This window comes from Kosakonia sp. Marseille-Q7440 (assembly GCF_965119485.1).
The window spans coordinates 2,522,896-2,536,323 of record NZ_CBCPLT010000001.1 but is presented as its reverse complement, the minus strand read 5'-3'; the positions used below and the strand labels follow the sequence as shown (position 1 = coordinate 2,536,323).

At 57.1% G+C, this 13,428-nt stretch carries 16 protein-coding genes; 9 read left to right on the top strand and 7 right to left on the bottom strand.

Going from position 1 to position 13,428, the window contains the following annotated elements:
• Positions 1-83: 83 nt before the first annotated feature.
• Positions 84-644: a VOC family protein gene (locus ACWPW2_RS11850; RefSeq protein WP_454123167.1), complete on the top strand. Its 561-nt coding sequence runs from the start codon at positions 84-86 to the stop codon at positions 642-644.
• 52 nt (positions 645-696) lie between these two features.
• On the top strand, positions 697-1,440 hold the full coding sequence (gene cutC, locus ACWPW2_RS11845) for a copper homeostasis protein CutC (protein ID WP_454123165.1): 744 nt from the start codon (positions 697-699) through the stop codon (positions 1,438-1,440).
• 82 nt (positions 1,441-1,522) lie between these two features.
• On the opposite strand, the gene cmoB is transcribed toward cutC, so the two are convergent.
• The 5 genes from cmoB to ACWPW2_RS11820 are packed head-to-tail and all read right to left on the bottom strand — an operon-like array spanning position 1,523 to position 5,100.
• Positions 1,523-2,494: a tRNA 5-methoxyuridine(34)/uridine 5-oxyacetic acid(34) synthase CmoB gene (cmoB, locus tag ACWPW2_RS11840; RefSeq protein ID WP_279793226.1), complete on the bottom strand. Its 972-nt coding sequence runs from the start codon at positions 2,492-2,494 to the stop codon at positions 1,523-1,525.
• Entirely contained in the window at positions 2,491-3,231 is a 741-nt protein-coding gene (cmoA, locus tag ACWPW2_RS11835; protein ID WP_454123162.1) for a carboxy-S-adenosyl-L-methionine synthase CmoA, read from the bottom strand. Before cmoA ends, cmoB begins: the two co-directional genes overlap by 4 nt.
• Before the next feature lie 39 nt (positions 3,232-3,270).
• Positions 3,271-3,666 (bottom strand): MAPEG family protein, encoded by a 396-nt coding sequence (locus tag ACWPW2_RS11830; protein ID WP_023480063.1) that lies wholly within the window; start codon positions 3,664-3,666, stop codon positions 3,271-3,273.
• A gap of 52 nt (positions 3,667-3,718) precedes the next feature.
• Positions 3,719-4,537, bottom strand: coding sequence for a DUF72 domain-containing protein (locus tag ACWPW2_RS11825; RefSeq protein ID WP_454123160.1), 819 nt, complete (start codon positions 4,535-4,537; stop codon positions 3,719-3,721).
• The gene (locus ACWPW2_RS11820) at positions 4,534-5,100 is read right to left on the bottom strand and encodes a hydrolase (RefSeq protein ID WP_454123158.1); all 567 of its coding nucleotides are present in this window, start codon (positions 5,098-5,100) and stop codon (positions 4,534-4,536) included. Before ACWPW2_RS11820 ends, ACWPW2_RS11825 begins: the two co-directional genes overlap by 4 nt.
• A 267-nt stretch (positions 5,101-5,367) precedes the next feature.
• Here ACWPW2_RS11820 and aspS point away from each other — a divergent pair, with 267 nt between their 5' ends.
• From aspS to ruvB, 6 genes are all read left to right on the top strand, one after another.
• Positions 5,368-7,146 (top strand): aspartate--tRNA ligase, encoded by a 1,779-nt coding sequence (gene aspS, locus ACWPW2_RS11815; protein ID WP_454123156.1) that lies wholly within the window; start codon positions 5,368-5,370, stop codon positions 7,144-7,146.
• Position 7,147: 1 nt separating this feature from the next.
• Entirely contained in the window at positions 7,148-7,591 is a 444-nt protein-coding gene (gene nudB, locus ACWPW2_RS11810) for a dihydroneopterin triphosphate diphosphatase (RefSeq protein WP_042714264.1), read from the top strand.
• Positions 7,592-7,618: 27 nt separating this feature from the next.
• Complete coding sequence (locus ACWPW2_RS11805) at positions 7,619-8,359, top strand: YebC/PmpR family DNA-binding transcriptional regulator (RefSeq protein WP_023480072.1); 741 nt, start codon at positions 7,619-7,621, stop codon at positions 8,357-8,359.
• Positions 8,360-8,509: 150 nt separating this feature from the next.
• Positions 8,510-9,031 (top strand): crossover junction endodeoxyribonuclease RuvC, encoded by a 522-nt coding sequence (gene ruvC / locus ACWPW2_RS11800; protein ID WP_023480016.1) that lies wholly within the window; start codon positions 8,510-8,512, stop codon positions 9,029-9,031.
• A gap of 158 nt (positions 9,032-9,189) precedes the next feature.
• Complete coding sequence (ruvA, locus tag ACWPW2_RS11795) at positions 9,190-9,801, top strand: Holliday junction branch migration protein RuvA (RefSeq protein WP_279793233.1); 612 nt, start codon at positions 9,190-9,192, stop codon at positions 9,799-9,801.
• An 8-nt stretch (positions 9,802-9,809) separates the two neighbouring features.
• Positions 9,810-10,820, top strand: coding sequence for a Holliday junction branch migration DNA helicase RuvB (gene ruvB, locus ACWPW2_RS11790; protein ID WP_023480019.1), 1,011 nt, complete (start codon positions 9,810-9,812; stop codon positions 10,818-10,820).
• A gap of 43 nt (positions 10,821-10,863) precedes the next feature.
• On the opposite strand, the gene znuB is transcribed toward ruvB, so the two are convergent.
• Together znuB and znuC are read right to left on the bottom strand one after the other, a co-directional pair.
• The gene (gene znuB, locus ACWPW2_RS11785) at positions 10,864-11,649 is read right to left on the bottom strand and encodes a zinc ABC transporter permease subunit ZnuB (RefSeq protein WP_023480094.1); all 786 of its coding nucleotides are present in this window, start codon (positions 11,647-11,649) and stop codon (positions 10,864-10,866) included.
• Positions 11,646-12,401 (bottom strand): zinc ABC transporter ATP-binding protein ZnuC, encoded by a 756-nt coding sequence (znuC, locus tag ACWPW2_RS11780; protein ID WP_023480032.1) that lies wholly within the window; start codon positions 12,399-12,401, stop codon positions 11,646-11,648. The genes znuB and znuC overlap by 4 nt, the downstream gene beginning before the upstream one ends.
• 78 nt (positions 12,402-12,479) lie before the next feature.
• On the opposite strand from znuC, the gene znuA reads away from it, so the two are divergent.
• Positions 12,480-13,424 (top strand): zinc ABC transporter substrate-binding protein ZnuA, encoded by a 945-nt coding sequence (gene znuA / locus ACWPW2_RS11775; RefSeq protein ID WP_454123152.1) that lies wholly within the window; start codon positions 12,480-12,482, stop codon positions 13,422-13,424.
• Positions 13,425-13,428 lie beyond the last annotated feature (4 nt).

The following is a 13,428-nucleotide window of genomic DNA, read 5'->3' as shown; positions in this document are numbered from 1 at the left end:
GGAGTATACTGCAAATGCCCGGTGGCGTCAGCACCGCATAACACGGTAGATTATGCGCTTTGTTATGAGTTGCGAGCACTGTTATGCGCCATTGGCAAACTATCGAAGAGTTGCAGGATATCGTGGAAGATCTGCCGCGTTTTACGACGGATCTGCAAAATTTCACTTCCCGTCTTGGGCTGGCTATCGCACCCTTAGATGCCGATCATATCTCCCTGCGTTGTCACCAGAACGCCACGGCGGAGCGCTGGCGGCGCGGGTTTGAGCAGTGCGGCGAACTGCTGTCGGAAAATATCATTAATGGCCGCCCCATCTGCCTGTTTAAATTGCACGAGCCGGTCTGCGTTGCGCACTGGCAGTTCAGCGTGGTGGAGCTGCCCTGGCCGGGTGAAAAGCGCTATCCCCATGAAGGGTGGGAGCATATTGAAATCGTCCTGCCTGGCGAGGTGGAAACGCTGAACGCCCGGGCGCTGGCGCTGCTGGCCGATGAAGGGCTGAGCCAGCCGGGGATTGCGGTAAAAACCAGCGCGCCAAAAGGCGAGCGCGAGCGGCTGCCCAACCCGACGCTGGCGGTGACTGACGGCAAAGTGACGGTGAAGTTTCACCCATGGAGCATTGAAGCGATTGTTGCCAGCGAGCAGTAAAGTCAAGGCGTGAGGCCAGCTTGCGCGGGCGATAAGAGGAAAAGGAGAAGTGATGACATTACTGGAGATCTGCTGTTACGGCGTTGAGGATGCGCTTATCGCCGAGCAGCACGGAGCCGATCGTATTGAGTTTTGCGCCGCGCCGAAAGAGGGCGGTCTGACGCCATCGTTTGGCGCGTTGCAGGCGGTGCGTGAGGCGGTGACCATTACCGTCCATCCGATTGTGCGACCGCGCGGCGGCGATTTTTGCTACCGCGATGATGAGTTTCAAGTGCTGCTGGCGGATATCGCGCGGGTGCGCGAAATGGGCTTTCCGGGCGTGGTGACCGGCGTGCTGAATGAGGACGGCGAAGTCGATGTGGCGAGAATGGCGCAGATAATGCGCGCCGCAGAGGGGATGGCGGTGACCTTTCATCGCGCCTTCGATATGTGCGCCGATCCGTACCAGGCCGTTGAAATCTTGGCACAATCAGGCGTGGCGCGCATCCTGACATCCGGACAGCAGGCGACGGCGGAAAAAGGAGTTTCACTTATTACGGAACTAAATGCACTTCCCGGTGTTCCAATCATTATGGCTGGCGCAGGCGTGCGTCCTGACAACCTTGAACTCTTTCTTCGCGCCGGTGTGAAAGAGGTGCATAGCTCGGCAGGACGCTGGACAGCGTCGCCGATGCGCTATCGCAACAGCGGATTATCGATGTCATCCGACGCGAGCGCCGATGAATATGCCCGCTACGGCGTCGACAAAGAGGCCGTAGCAGAGATGAAAGCGCTGATTGTTAACTACCGCCAGTAACCGTTTTTACCGCCGCATCATGTCGCCCAATGTGATGCTTGCTTGTACCAGGCCCCTGCCATTAACAGGGGTCTTTTTTTGTCTACGGTTTACGGGCAATCAGCACCGCGCGCAGCGGCGCAGGGTAGCCTTCCACCGTTTTAGTGCGATCGTTCGGATCGAGGAAATCGGCCAGCGATTCGGTTACCATCCACGACGTACGGCGCTGCTCATCGCAGCTTGTGACGTTGGCATCGACGATGCGCACATCGACAAAGCCACACTTCTCCAGCCAGTTTTTCAGCGCCAGCGCGGAGGGGATAAAGTAGACGTTGCGCATCTGTGCGTAGCGGTCGCCCGGCACCAGCACGGTGTTTTCGTCACCTTCCACCACCAGCGTTTCCAGCACCAGTTCACCCTCTTTAACCAGTTGATCTTTCAACTGCCAGAGATGCTCCAGCGGCGAGCGGCGGTGGTAGAGCACGCCCATGGAAAAGACTGTGTCGAAGGCATTCAGTGCAGGCAACTGCTCAATGCCGAGCGGCAGCAGATGCGCACGGCGATCGTCGCCTAATAACTTACGTACCGCTTCAAACTGGCAGAGAAAAAGCTGCGTCGGGTCGATACCGACTGCCAGTTGCGCACCCGCGCCAATCATGCGCCACAAGTGATACCCGCTACCGCAGCCGACATCCAGAATAGTGCGGCCGCGCAGGTCAGAAAGGTGCGGCAAAACGCGATCCCACTTCCAGTCCGAGCGCCATTCGGTGTCGATATCAAGACCGTAGAGTGAAAACGGCCCTTTACGCCACGGCATCAGGTTACGGAGCAGCGTCTCCATCCCTTTTAACTGCCCGGCGCTTAACGGTTCGGCACTGCGCGCGGTGACGCCGTTGACGAAATCGAGCGAATCCGGCGTCAGGCTGGGCAGAAATTCCACGGCGTTGTTCCACTGCTTGAACTGCCCATGCAGGGTTTCGCGCTGCCAGGCGGCGATTTGCGCCGGTAAAGTCTCCAGCCAGTGGGCGAGGGGACCGGTGGCGATCTGCTGATAAAAACGGCCAAACTCAATCATGACTGCGCCGCCTTCAGTGCCACCAGTGAGCCAAAGTTAAAGCACTGGAACCACAATTCGCTGTGCTCAAAACCCGCGGTGCGCAGGCGCGCTTTGTGCGCTTCGACGGAGTCCGTCAGCATCACATTTTCCAGCATGCTGCGCTTCTGGCTAATCTCCAGCTCGCTGTAACCATTGGCGCGTTTGAAATCGTGGTGCATGTTGAACAGCAGTTCGCCGACGGTGTGATCTTCAAAACTGAATTTCTCTGACAACACCAGTGCGCCGCCCGGGTTCAGCCCCTGGCAGACTTTTTGCAGCAGCTTCAGGCGGTCGTCGGGTTCGAGAAATTGCAGGGTGAAGTTGAGCACCACCAGCGAGGCGTTGTTGATCTCGATATCGCGAATATCGCCCTCAATCACCTCAACCGGCGTCGGCGCTTTATAGGCGTCGATATGACGGCGGCAGCGTTCAACCATTGCGGGCGAGTTGTCGACGGCAATAATTTTGCAATTTTCATGATGAATATTGCGGCGCACCGAGAGGGTGGCGGCGCCCAGCGAGCAGCCGAGATCGTAAACCTGCGTGCCGTGCTGCACAAAGCGCTCCGCCAGCATGCCGATCATCGAAATAATATTGGAGTAACCCGGAACGGAACGCTGGATCATATCCGGGAAGACTTCAGCTACCCGTTCATCGAAGGTCCAGTCGCCGAGGCGGGCGATAGGCGCGGAAAAAAGCGTGTCGCGGTGAGACATAGTGTAAATATCCGGGAAAACAAAGGGGCGTATTGTGCGCTAACGCAGGGAGAAAACCAACTCCCAGGGCATATACCACACATTCGCCAGTACCATCAGCAGCAGGGAGCAGAGCGTTGCGCCCATCCCGTAACGCCGCCAGTAGAGAAGCCGGTGATGCAAACCGTAGTAGTGCATCAGGCGGCCGACAATCAGCATCATGCCGCAGAGATGCACCATCCAGTTTTGCGCGCCGTTCATCTCCATAAACAGCAGCAGGATCATGGCAATGGGAATGTACTCAACGGCGTTGCCGTGAATACGCATCGCGTTCTGCAACTCACTAAACCCGCCGTCGCCAAAGCTCACACGGTACTGCATACGCAGACGAATCACATCAGAAGCAAATTTAACCAGTAACAATGCACCCAGCACGGCATACAACGCGCTTACCATACAAACTCCCTTTAAGGTTACGGCGATGGCCCATCAATGATAGGTGCTGCGCTTAAAAAAGAGAAGATTGTAACGGCAAGGAGGGGGCTTCGCCGACGATCGGCATCGCGGTGCGAAGATCCTGCCACAGGGTCTCAACCAGCTCGGGAGCGTGGGCGATATCGGGCGTATGCAGAAACAGATAGGGCGTGGTGGTCTGCTCCCAGGTCGGCAGCTTGTTTAACCAGACGGCGAAGAGTTCGCGGTTCTGCGCCATATCGTCACTGCCGATAAAGCGCACCATCGGATGCTCAGCGGTAACCAGCGCGTGCACCGGCACTTTCGGCTTCTTGCGCTGGGCTTCACGCACTGCTTCGCTGTGCGGTTTCGCGCTGTGCACCGGGCGGCTGTCGAGCATCACGCGGTTGACTTTGCGGGCGTGCAACCCCTGGTTAAGGGCTTTCTCCTCTTCGCCTTTTTCAAAGAAGGCGGGGTGGCGCACTTCAACACCGTAGGTAAAGCCTGCGGGCAGCGCATCAAGAAAAGCCCACAGCGCGGGGAGATCGCGCGGGCCAAAGGTCGCTGGCAACTGGAGCCAGTATTGGCCAATCCTGCCGGCGAGCGGCGACATGCGGCTAAAAAATTCGTGGGTTAGATCATCACAGTTACGCAGCGCCGCCTGATGGGAAATGGTGGCGGGAAACTTAAAGCAGAAGCGGAAATCATCGCTGGTCTGATCGTGCCAGCGCGCGACAATCTCCGCTTTCGGTAGCGCATAAAGAGTGGTGTTGCCTTCGACACAATTGAAGTGACGGGCATACTCCTCAAGAGAGGTGATCCCAAGGCGCACCCATTTCGGGTGCGACCACTGCGGCAGGCCGATATAGATCATAACGCGGCGATAATCTCTTCGCTGCTGCGCACGCGACCGATGCGCGGGAAGATGTTTTTCATGCTGCCCTGATGCTGTTCGGCATCGGCGGCGCTGCAGGCATCTTCAGCGATAACCAGCGAAAAGCCCATCTCCCAGGCGTTGCGGGCGGTGGATTCGACGCCGATATTGGTCGAAATGCCGCACAGCACGATGGTGTCGATACCGCGGCGGCGCAGCTGCATTTCCAGATCGGTGCCATAAAAAGCGCCCCACTGGCGTTTTGTTACCTCAATATCGCTCGCCTGTTTGCCAAGCGCTGCCGGGTAATTCCACCAGTTTTCCGGCAGGCTGTGACCGCCCATCGCGGCATCCACTGGCTGTTTCAGCGCTTCGGCAAAATCCGCCGACCAGCCGACGCGCACCAGTACCACCGGCGCGCCGTTGGCACGAAACTTCTCGGCCAGCCGTGCCGAACGTGTTACGACGTCCTGCGCGGTATACGGGCCGCCGGCAAAGGGCAGAATGCCTTCCTGAAGATCGATAACCACCAGTGCCGTTTTCGCCGTGTTGAGTTCCAGCATGTTCACTCCTGAAAAAATAATCGCATTGGGGCGTTACCTTACGCGCTCTTTCCGCGCGCCGGGTTTACAATTTTTGTTAAATTTTGTGAGAATGCGCAATAAGCGCGCAGCAAACGTGCGTACAGTCGGTAGCGGGCTTATCGTGGGTCATTATTTCCAGTATAATAGCCCCCTTTTTTCATCCAGATGTGACATACGAAAATAGCTGCCCCCAGCGCGCCTGCGCCGCAGGTGGTGGGTGATGCGCAGCTAATTAAGGGATATCTCATGCGTACAGTATATTGCGGGCAGCTCAATCAGTCCCATGTCGGACAGCAAGTAACGCTTTGTGGGTGGGTCAACCGCCGTCGTGACCTCGGTAGCCTTATCTTTATCGATATGCGCGATCGTGAAGGCATCGTGCAGGTGTTTTTCGACCCGGACCGTCAGGATGCGTTCCAGCTCGCCTCTGAACTGCGTAATGAGTTCTGCATTCAAATTACCGGTACTGTCCGCGCCCGCGAAGGCAAAAATGCCAACAAAGAGATGGCCACCGGTGAAGTGGAAGTTTTCGCCACCGAACTGACCATCATCAACCGCGCCGACGCGCTGCCGCTCGATTCTAACCACGTCAACACCGAAGAAGCGCGTCTGAAGTACCGCTACCTCGACCTGCGCCGCCCTGAGATGGCGCAGCGCCTGAAGACCCGTGCGAAAATCACCAGCTTCGTGCGCCGCTTTATGGATGACCACGGTTTCCTCGACATCGAAACGCCGATGCTGACCAAAGCGACGCCGGAAGGCGCGCGTGATTACCTGGTCCCGAGCCGCGTGCATAAAGGCAAATTCTACGCGCTGCCGCAGTCCCCACAGCTTTTCAAACAGCTGCTGATGATGTCCGGCTTCGACCGTTACTACCAGATCGTTAAATGCTTCCGCGATGAAGATCTGCGCGCTGACCGTCAGCCGGAATTTACCCAGATCGATGTGGAAACTTCCTTTATGACCGCGCCGCAGGTGCGTGAAGTGATGGAAGCGCTGGTTCGCCAGCTGTGGCAGGAAGTGAACGGCGTCGATCTCGGTGAGTTCCCGATCATGACCTTTGCCGAAGCCGAGCGTCGTTACGGCTCCGATAAGCCGGATCTGCGTAACCCGATGGAGCTGGTGGACGTTGCCGACCTGCTGAAAGCGGTCGAGTTTAAAGTCTTCTCAGGCCCGGCCAACGATGCCAAAGGCCGCGTTGCCGCACTGCGTGTGCCGGGCGGCGCGCAGCTTAGCCGTAAGCAGATTGATGACTACGGCAAGTTCGTCGAAATTTACGGCGCGAAAGGTCTGGCCTACATCAAAGTTAACGAAGCGGCGAAAGGCCTCGAGGGCATTACCAGCCCGGTAGCGAAATTCCTCAACGCTGAGATCGTCAGCGAAATTCTGTCGCGCACCGGCGCGCAGGATGGCGACATGATCTTCTTCGGCGCCGACAACAAGAAAGTGGTTGCCGATGCGCTGGGCGCGCTGCGTCTGAAGCTGGGTAAAGACCTGAGCCTGACCGACGAAAACAAATGGGCGCCGCTGTGGGTTATCGACTTCCCGATGTTCGAAGACGACGGCGAAGGTGGCCTGACGGCGATGCACCACCCGTTCACCGCGCCGCGCGACATGAGCCCGGCTGAGCTGAAAGCGGCACCGGAAACGGCGATCGCTAACGCCTACGATATGGTTATCAACGGCTACGAAGTGGGCGGCGGTTCCGTACGTATTCATAACGGCGAAATGCAGCAGACGGTGTTTGGCATTCTTGGTATCAATGAGCAGGAGCAGCGCGAGAAGTTCGGCTTCCTGCTCGACGCCCTGAAATATGGCACGCCGCCGCACGCGGGCCTGGCGTTTGGTCTCGACCGCCTGACCATGCTGCTGACCGGCACCGACAACATCCGTGACGTTATCGCATTCCCGAAAACCACGGCTGCGGCCTGCCTGATGACCGAAGCGCCGAGCTTTGGCAACCCGACCGCGCTGGCGGAACTCGGTATCTCTGTTATCAAAAAAGAGACGCCGGAGAATAAATAAGATGTCCTTTAAGCATCCCGTTTCTGTGCTGGTGGTGATTTATGCCGAAGAGACAAAACGGGTGCTGATGTTGCAGCGACGCGACGATCCCGAGTTCTGGCAGTCGGTTACCGGCAGCCTGGAGCCGGGTGAAAGCGCATTGCAGGCCGCCGCGCGCGAAGTCATGGAAGAGGTCAACATCGATGTCGGCGCAGCGCCGCATCGTCTGATTGACTGCCAGCGCACGGTGGAATTTGAAATTTTCAGTCATTTACGTCATCGCTACGCGCCGGGTGTAACTCACAACACCGAATCCTGGTTTTGTTTAGCGCTGCCCCACGAATGCCCGATTGTGTTTACCGAACACCTGGCATACCGCTGGCTCGATGCGCCCGCTGCGGCGGCATTGACCAAGTCGTGGAGCAACCGGCAGGCGATTGAAGAATTTGTTATTAACGCCGCCTGAACGGCGGTTTTTTCTGGAGAATTTTTTATGGCAGGTCACAGTAAATGGGCCAACACCAAACACCGCAAAGCGGCACAGGATGCCAAACGCGGTAAGATCTTCACCAAAATTATTCGTGAGCTGGTAACAGCAGCACGTCTGGGCGGCGGCGATATCGCTTCTAACCCGCGTCTGCGCGCGGCGGTAGATAAAGCGCTCTCCAACAATATGACCCGTGACACCCTGAACCGCGCCATCGCACGCGGCGTCGGCGGCGATGACGACGCGAACATGGAAACCATCATTTATGAAGGTTACGGCCCTGGCGGCACCGCGGTGATGGTCGAGTGTCTGAGTGACAACCGTAACCGTACCGTTGCTGAAGTGCGTCACGCCTTCAGCAAGTGCGGCGGCAACCTGGGTACCGACGGTTCCGTTGCCTATCTGTTCAGCAAGAAAGGGGTGATCTCTTTCGAAGCGGGCGACGAAGACACCATTATGGAAGCGGCGCTGGAAGCGGGTGCTGAAGACGTTGTGACTTACGACGACGGTGCGATTGATGTTTACACCGCCTGGGAAGAGATGGGTGCCGTGCGCGATGCGCTGGAAGCTGCCGGTCTAAAAGCGGACAACGCTGAAGTGTCGATGATCCCGTCAACCAAAGCGGATATGGATGCGGAAACCGCGCCGAAACTGCTGCGCCTGATCGATATGCTGGAAGATTGCGACGATGTGCAGGAGGTTTACCACAACGGTGAGATCTCCGACGAAGTGGCGGCAACCCTGTAATAGCTTGCAGCCCGCAGGGCGTTAGCTCGCCTCGCGCCCCGGTCACATTGCTAATCTGTGTGGCCGGGAACGCACCGGGTAGCCGGCTTCCTGCGAACTGTTTTGAGTATCCAGCATCACCAGGATTATTGCGTTAAGCGGAGAGGAATAATGGCGATTATTCTCGGGATCGACCCGGGTTCACGTATCACCGGTTATGGTGTGATTCGCCAGACAGGCCGCCAGCTGACCTACCTTGGCAGCGGCTGCATCCGCACGAAAGTTGACGATCTGCCGTCGCGCCTGAAGCTGATTTATGCGGGCGTGTCGGAGATCATCACTCAGTTTCAGCCGGATTTTTTCGCTATCGAACAGGTGTTTATGGCGAAAAACGCCGACTCGGCGCTGAAACTGGGACAGGCGCGCGGCGTGGCGATTGTCGCCGCCGTCAATCAGGACTTACCGGTTTTTGAGTATGCCGCTCGTCAGGTTAAGCAGACGGTGGTCGGCATTGGTAGCGCGGAGAAGAGCCAGGTGCAGCACATGGTGCGCACGCTGCTGAAACTCCCGGCCAACCCGCAGGCAGATGCCGCCGATGCGCTGGCGATCGCCATTACCCACTGTCATGTCAGCCAGAACGCATTACAGGTGAGCAGCACAAGGCTCAATCTGGCACGCGGTCGGTTACGTTAAACCCGAATAAAACGCTGCGAGTGTGATGGGTAATCTCCTCTGTTACTTCCATTCCGGAAGCACGCTCGCGCTTTTTCCTTCATTATCGGCTGGATATCTATCCAGCCTTTTTTTATGATACAGCATTACTTTTTTAGCACTTAGCGCAGGAGCGTCACGTGATAGGCAGACTCAGAGGCATTATTGTCGAAAAACAACCCCCGCTGGTCCTGCTCGAGGTTGGTGGGGTAGGGTATGAAGTTCATATGCCGATGACCTGCTTCTATGAATTGCCGGACGCCGGCAAAGAGGCGACCGTCTTTACGCAGTTTGTGGTGCGCGAAGATGCGCAACTGCTCTACGGCTTTAACAACAAGCAGGAGCGCACCCTGTTTCGTGAGCTGATTAAAACTAACGGCGTTGGGCCGAAGCTGGCGCTGGCGATCCTCTCTGGTATGTCGGCGCAGCAGTTTGTGAATGCCGTTGAGCGTGAAGATCCCGCCGCACTCATCAAGCTGCCGGGCATTGGCAAGAAAACCGCTGAGCGCCTGATTGTTGAGATGAAAGACCGCTTTAAAGGGCTGCATGGCGATCTCTTTACCCCGGCGGCAGATTTGGTGCTGGCGTCGCCAGCAAGCCCCTCTACGGATGATGCTGAGCAAGAAGCCGTTGCCGCGCTGGTGTCGCTGGGCTATAAACCGCAGGAAGCGAGCCGGATGATCAGCAAGATCGCGCGTCCGGACGCCAACAGTGAAACCCTGATCCGTGAAGCGCTGCGTGCAGCGTTGTGAGGTAGAGGATGATTGAAGCAGACCGCCTGGTTGCCGCCGCCAGCACAATTGTAGAAGAAGTTGCGGATCGGGCGATTCGACCAAAGCTGCTGGATGAGTATATCGGTCAGCCGCAGGTGCGCTCGCAAATGGAGATCTTTATCCAGGCGGCGAAACTGCGCGGCGATGCGCTGGATCACCTGCTGATTTTCGGCCCGCCCGGTCTGGGTAAAACGACGCTGGCAAATATCGTCGCTAACGAGATGGGCGTTAATCTGCGCACCACCTCCGGCCCGGTGCTGGAAAAAGCGGGCGATCTGGCCGCCATGCTCACCAACCTTGAACCCCATGACGTGCTGTTTATCGATGAAATTCATCGCCTGTCGCCGGTGGTGGAAGAGGTGCTCTACCCGGCAATGGAAGATTACCAGCTCGATATCATGATTGGTGAAGGCCCGGCCGCGCGCTCCATCAAAATCGATCTGCCGCCCTTTACGCTGATTGGCGCAACGACCCGCGCCGGTTCGCTGACTTCGCCGCTGCGCGATCGCTTTGGCATTGTCCAGCGCCTGGAGTTTTACCAGGTGGCCGACCTGCAACATATCGTCGGGCGCAGCGCGCGTTTTATGGGGCTGGAACTGAGCGAAGAGGGTGCGCTGGAAGTGGCGCGCCGTTCACGCGGCACACCGCGTATCGCCAACCGCCTGCTGCGGCGCGTACGCGATTTCGCTGAAGTGAAGCACGATGGCGATATCAATGCAGAGATTGCCGCCCAGGCGCTCGATATGCTTAATGTCGATGCCCAGGGCTTCGACTATATGGACCGCAAACTACTGCTGGCGGTGATTGATAAATTCTTTGGCGGTCCGGTCGGGCTGGATAACCTCGCTGCGGCGATTGGTGAAGAGCGCGAGACCATTGAAGATGTGCTGGAGCCTTATCTGATTCAGCAGGGCTTTTTACAGCGTACGCCGCGCGGCCGCATGGCGACGCCGCGCGCCTGGGATCACTTCGGCATTACGCCGCCGGAAATGCCCTGATACGCAGAGCCAGCGCCGGGCGGCGCTGGCAGAGGATGAGAATTTAGCTGGCGCTCTTTTTCAACATGCTGAAGATAAACAGCACCGCGGCGCAGAGCACCACAGAGGGGCCTGCTGGCGTGTCGTAGAAGGCGGAGAAGGTCAGCCCGCCGGTGACGGCAATTATTCCTACGCCGACAGCCACTGCGGCCATCTGCTCCGGCGTGCGGGCAAAGCGCCGCGCCGTGGCGGCCGGGATGATTAGCAGGGAGGTGATGATCAGCGCACCGACAAACTTCATCGCCACGCCAATGGTCAGGGCGGTGACCAGCATCAGCAGCAGCTTCACGCGCTGTAATTTCACGCCGTCGACAAAGGCCAGCTCCGGGCTGATGGTCATCGACAGCAGGTTGCGCCACTGCCAGAGTAAGATCCCCACCACCAGCACCACACCGAGGGCGATAACAATCAGATCCTCGGGCGTAACGGCCAGCAGGTCGCCAAACAGATATGCCATCAAATCCACGCGGATGTTGGACATCAGGCTGACCACCACCAGGCCAAGCGAGAGCGCGCTATGCGCCATAATGCCCAGCAGCGTGTCGATCGCCAGATGGGGACGCTTCTCCAGCCATACCAGACCTGCGGCCAGCAGTAACGTGACGGCAATTACCGCGTAGAACGGGTTGACATCCAGCAGCAAACCAAAGGCGACGCCGAGCAGAGACGCATGCGCCAGCGTATCGCCGAAGTAGGACATCCGTCGCCAGACGACAAAAGAGCCAAGCGGCCCGGCGGCGCAGGCGAGCATAACCCCGGCCAGCCAGCCGGGCAGTAAAAGTTCAATCATGAGTGTCCGTTACCCTGGCGTAAAATAATGCGGCCCTGAAGATCGTGGCGGTGATTATGGTTGTGGCGGTAAATGCCAAGCTGCTCTGCGCCGCGATGGCCGAACATGGAAATAAATTCGGGATGCATGGAGACCACTTCCGGCGTACCGGAGCAGCAGATATGGTGGTTGAGGCAGAGGACTTCATCGGTCTTAGCCATTACCAGGTGTAGATCGTGCGACACCATCAGCACCGCGCAATCCAGCTCTTTGCGCAACTCGTCGATTAAATTGTAGAGCGAGACCTGGCCGTTAACGTCAACGCCCTGGGTCGGCTCGTCCAGCACCAGCAGTTGAGGTTGATTGAGCAGGGCGCGGGCGAGCAGCACGCGCTGCGTTTCGCCGCCGGAGAGTTTCTGCATCGGGGCGTCAATCAGATGTGCGGCCTGCACGCGTTTCAGTGCCGGAATAAGATCGTCTTTACGCGTGCCGGGGCGCAAACGCATAAAGCGGCCTACAGTAAGAGGAAGCGTGGCGTCGAGCTGTAATTTTTGCGGCACATAACCGATGCGCAACGCTTTGTCGCGCTTGATAACCCCCGCGTCGGGTGCTACCAGGCCAAGCACGACGCGCACCAGCGTCGATTTTCCCGCGCCGTTAGGTCCGAGCAGCGTCAGAATTTTACCTGGACGCAAATTTAAAGAGATGTCAGAGAGCACGCGGCGTTGACCGAAAGCTACGCTGACATTTTCAAGCGTTATAAGATTCGTCATAGCATTTAAGGGGTTGCAGAAGTTGTCGAATGTTATAATATCACATTCCACACACTACTTATGATGAATAGACGCATTATGTTACATAAAAATACGCTTCTTTGCGCAGCGCTTTCCGCTGCGTTTCTCACCTTGACAGCACAATCCGCTAACGCCGCCGTCGTCACTTCTCTTAAGCCGCTGGGCTTTATTGCATCCGCTATTACAGATGGCGTGACCACCACCGAAGTTATCCTGCCAGATGGTGCCTCCGAGCATGATTATTCTCTGCGTCCGTCTGATGTAAAACGCTTGCAAAACGCGGACTTACTTTTTTGGGTTGGTCCGGAAATGGAAGCGTTTATGGTACGTTCTGCTCAGCAGGTACCTGCGCAAAAACAGGTGGTGATGGCGCAACTCGACGGCGTGAAATCGCAGCTGATGAAAGGCGCGGATGAAGATGAGCATGAGGGTCATGAAGGTCACGATCACGACGAAAATAGTGAGCATCATCACCATCATGGCGAATACAACATGCATTTGTGGTTAAGCCCAGAGATTGCACGGCTTTCGGCGGTTGCAATCCACGATAAATTAGTGGAAGTTATGCCGCAAAGTCGAGCCAAGCTGGACGCCAACCTGAAGGCATTTGAGGCATCATTAGCCCAGGCCAATAAGCAGGTCGGTAACGAGCTGGCACCGCTGAAAGGGAAGGGGTATTTCGTTTTTCATGACGCCTATGGCTACTTTGAAAAACAGTACGGTCTGACTCCGCTGGGTCAATTTACCGTCAACCCTGAAATTCAGCCTGGTGCGCAGCGTTTACATGAAATCAGAACACAGTTGGTTGAGCAAAAAGCGGTCTGCGTTTTTGCTGAGCCACAGTTCAGGCCAGCGGTCGTTGAAGCTGTTGCACGAGGAACCTCCGTTCGCATGGGAACGCTGGATCCACTCGGCATCGGTATCAAGTTGGGTAAAGAGAGCTATCCCCAGTTCCTTACACAACTCTCTTCCCAGTATGCGAGCTGCCTGAAAGGAGAATAACGAG

Coding starts and splice junctions, on each gene's coding strand:
- ACWPW2_RS11850 (WP_454123167.1), top strand. CDS start 84: ATGCGCCATTGGCAAACTATCGAAGAGTTGCAGGATATCGTGGAAGAT.
- cutC (WP_454123165.1), top strand. CDS start 697: ATGACATTACTGGAGATCTGCTGTTACGGCGTTGAGGATGCGCTTATC.
- cmoB (WP_279793226.1), bottom strand. CDS start 2,494: ATGATTGAGTTTGGCCGTTTTTATCAGCAGATCGCCACCGGTCCCCTC.
- cmoA (WP_454123162.1), bottom strand. CDS start 3,231: ATGTCTCACCGCGACACGCTTTTTTCCGCGCCTATCGCCCGCCTCGGC.
- ACWPW2_RS11830 (WP_023480063.1), bottom strand. CDS start 3,666: ATGGTAAGCGCGTTGTATGCCGTGCTGGGTGCATTGTTACTGGTTAAA.
- ACWPW2_RS11825 (WP_454123160.1), bottom strand. CDS start 4,537: ATGATCTATATCGGCCTGCCGCAGTGGTCGCACCCGAAATGGGTGCGC.
- ACWPW2_RS11820 (WP_454123158.1), bottom strand. CDS start 5,100: ATGCTGGAACTCAACACGGCGAAAACGGCACTGGTGGTTATCGATCTT.
- aspS (WP_454123156.1), top strand. CDS start 5,368: ATGCGTACAGTATATTGCGGGCAGCTCAATCAGTCCCATGTCGGACAG.
- nudB (WP_042714264.1), top strand. CDS start 7,148: ATGTCCTTTAAGCATCCCGTTTCTGTGCTGGTGGTGATTTATGCCGAA.
- ACWPW2_RS11805 (WP_023480072.1), top strand. CDS start 7,619: ATGGCAGGTCACAGTAAATGGGCCAACACCAAACACCGCAAAGCGGCA.
- ruvC (WP_023480016.1), top strand. CDS start 8,510: ATGGCGATTATTCTCGGGATCGACCCGGGTTCACGTATCACCGGTTAT.
- ruvB (WP_023480019.1), top strand. CDS start 9,810: ATGATTGAAGCAGACCGCCTGGTTGCCGCCGCCAGCACAATTGTAGAA.
- znuB (WP_023480094.1), bottom strand. CDS start 11,649: ATGATTGAACTTTTACTGCCCGGCTGGCTGGCCGGGGTTATGCTCGCC.
- znuC (WP_023480032.1), bottom strand. CDS start 12,401: ATGACGAATCTTATAACGCTTGAAAATGTCAGCGTAGCTTTCGGTCAA.
- znuA (WP_454123152.1), top strand. CDS start 12,480: ATGTTACATAAAAATACGCTTCTTTGCGCAGCGCTTTCCGCTGCGTTT.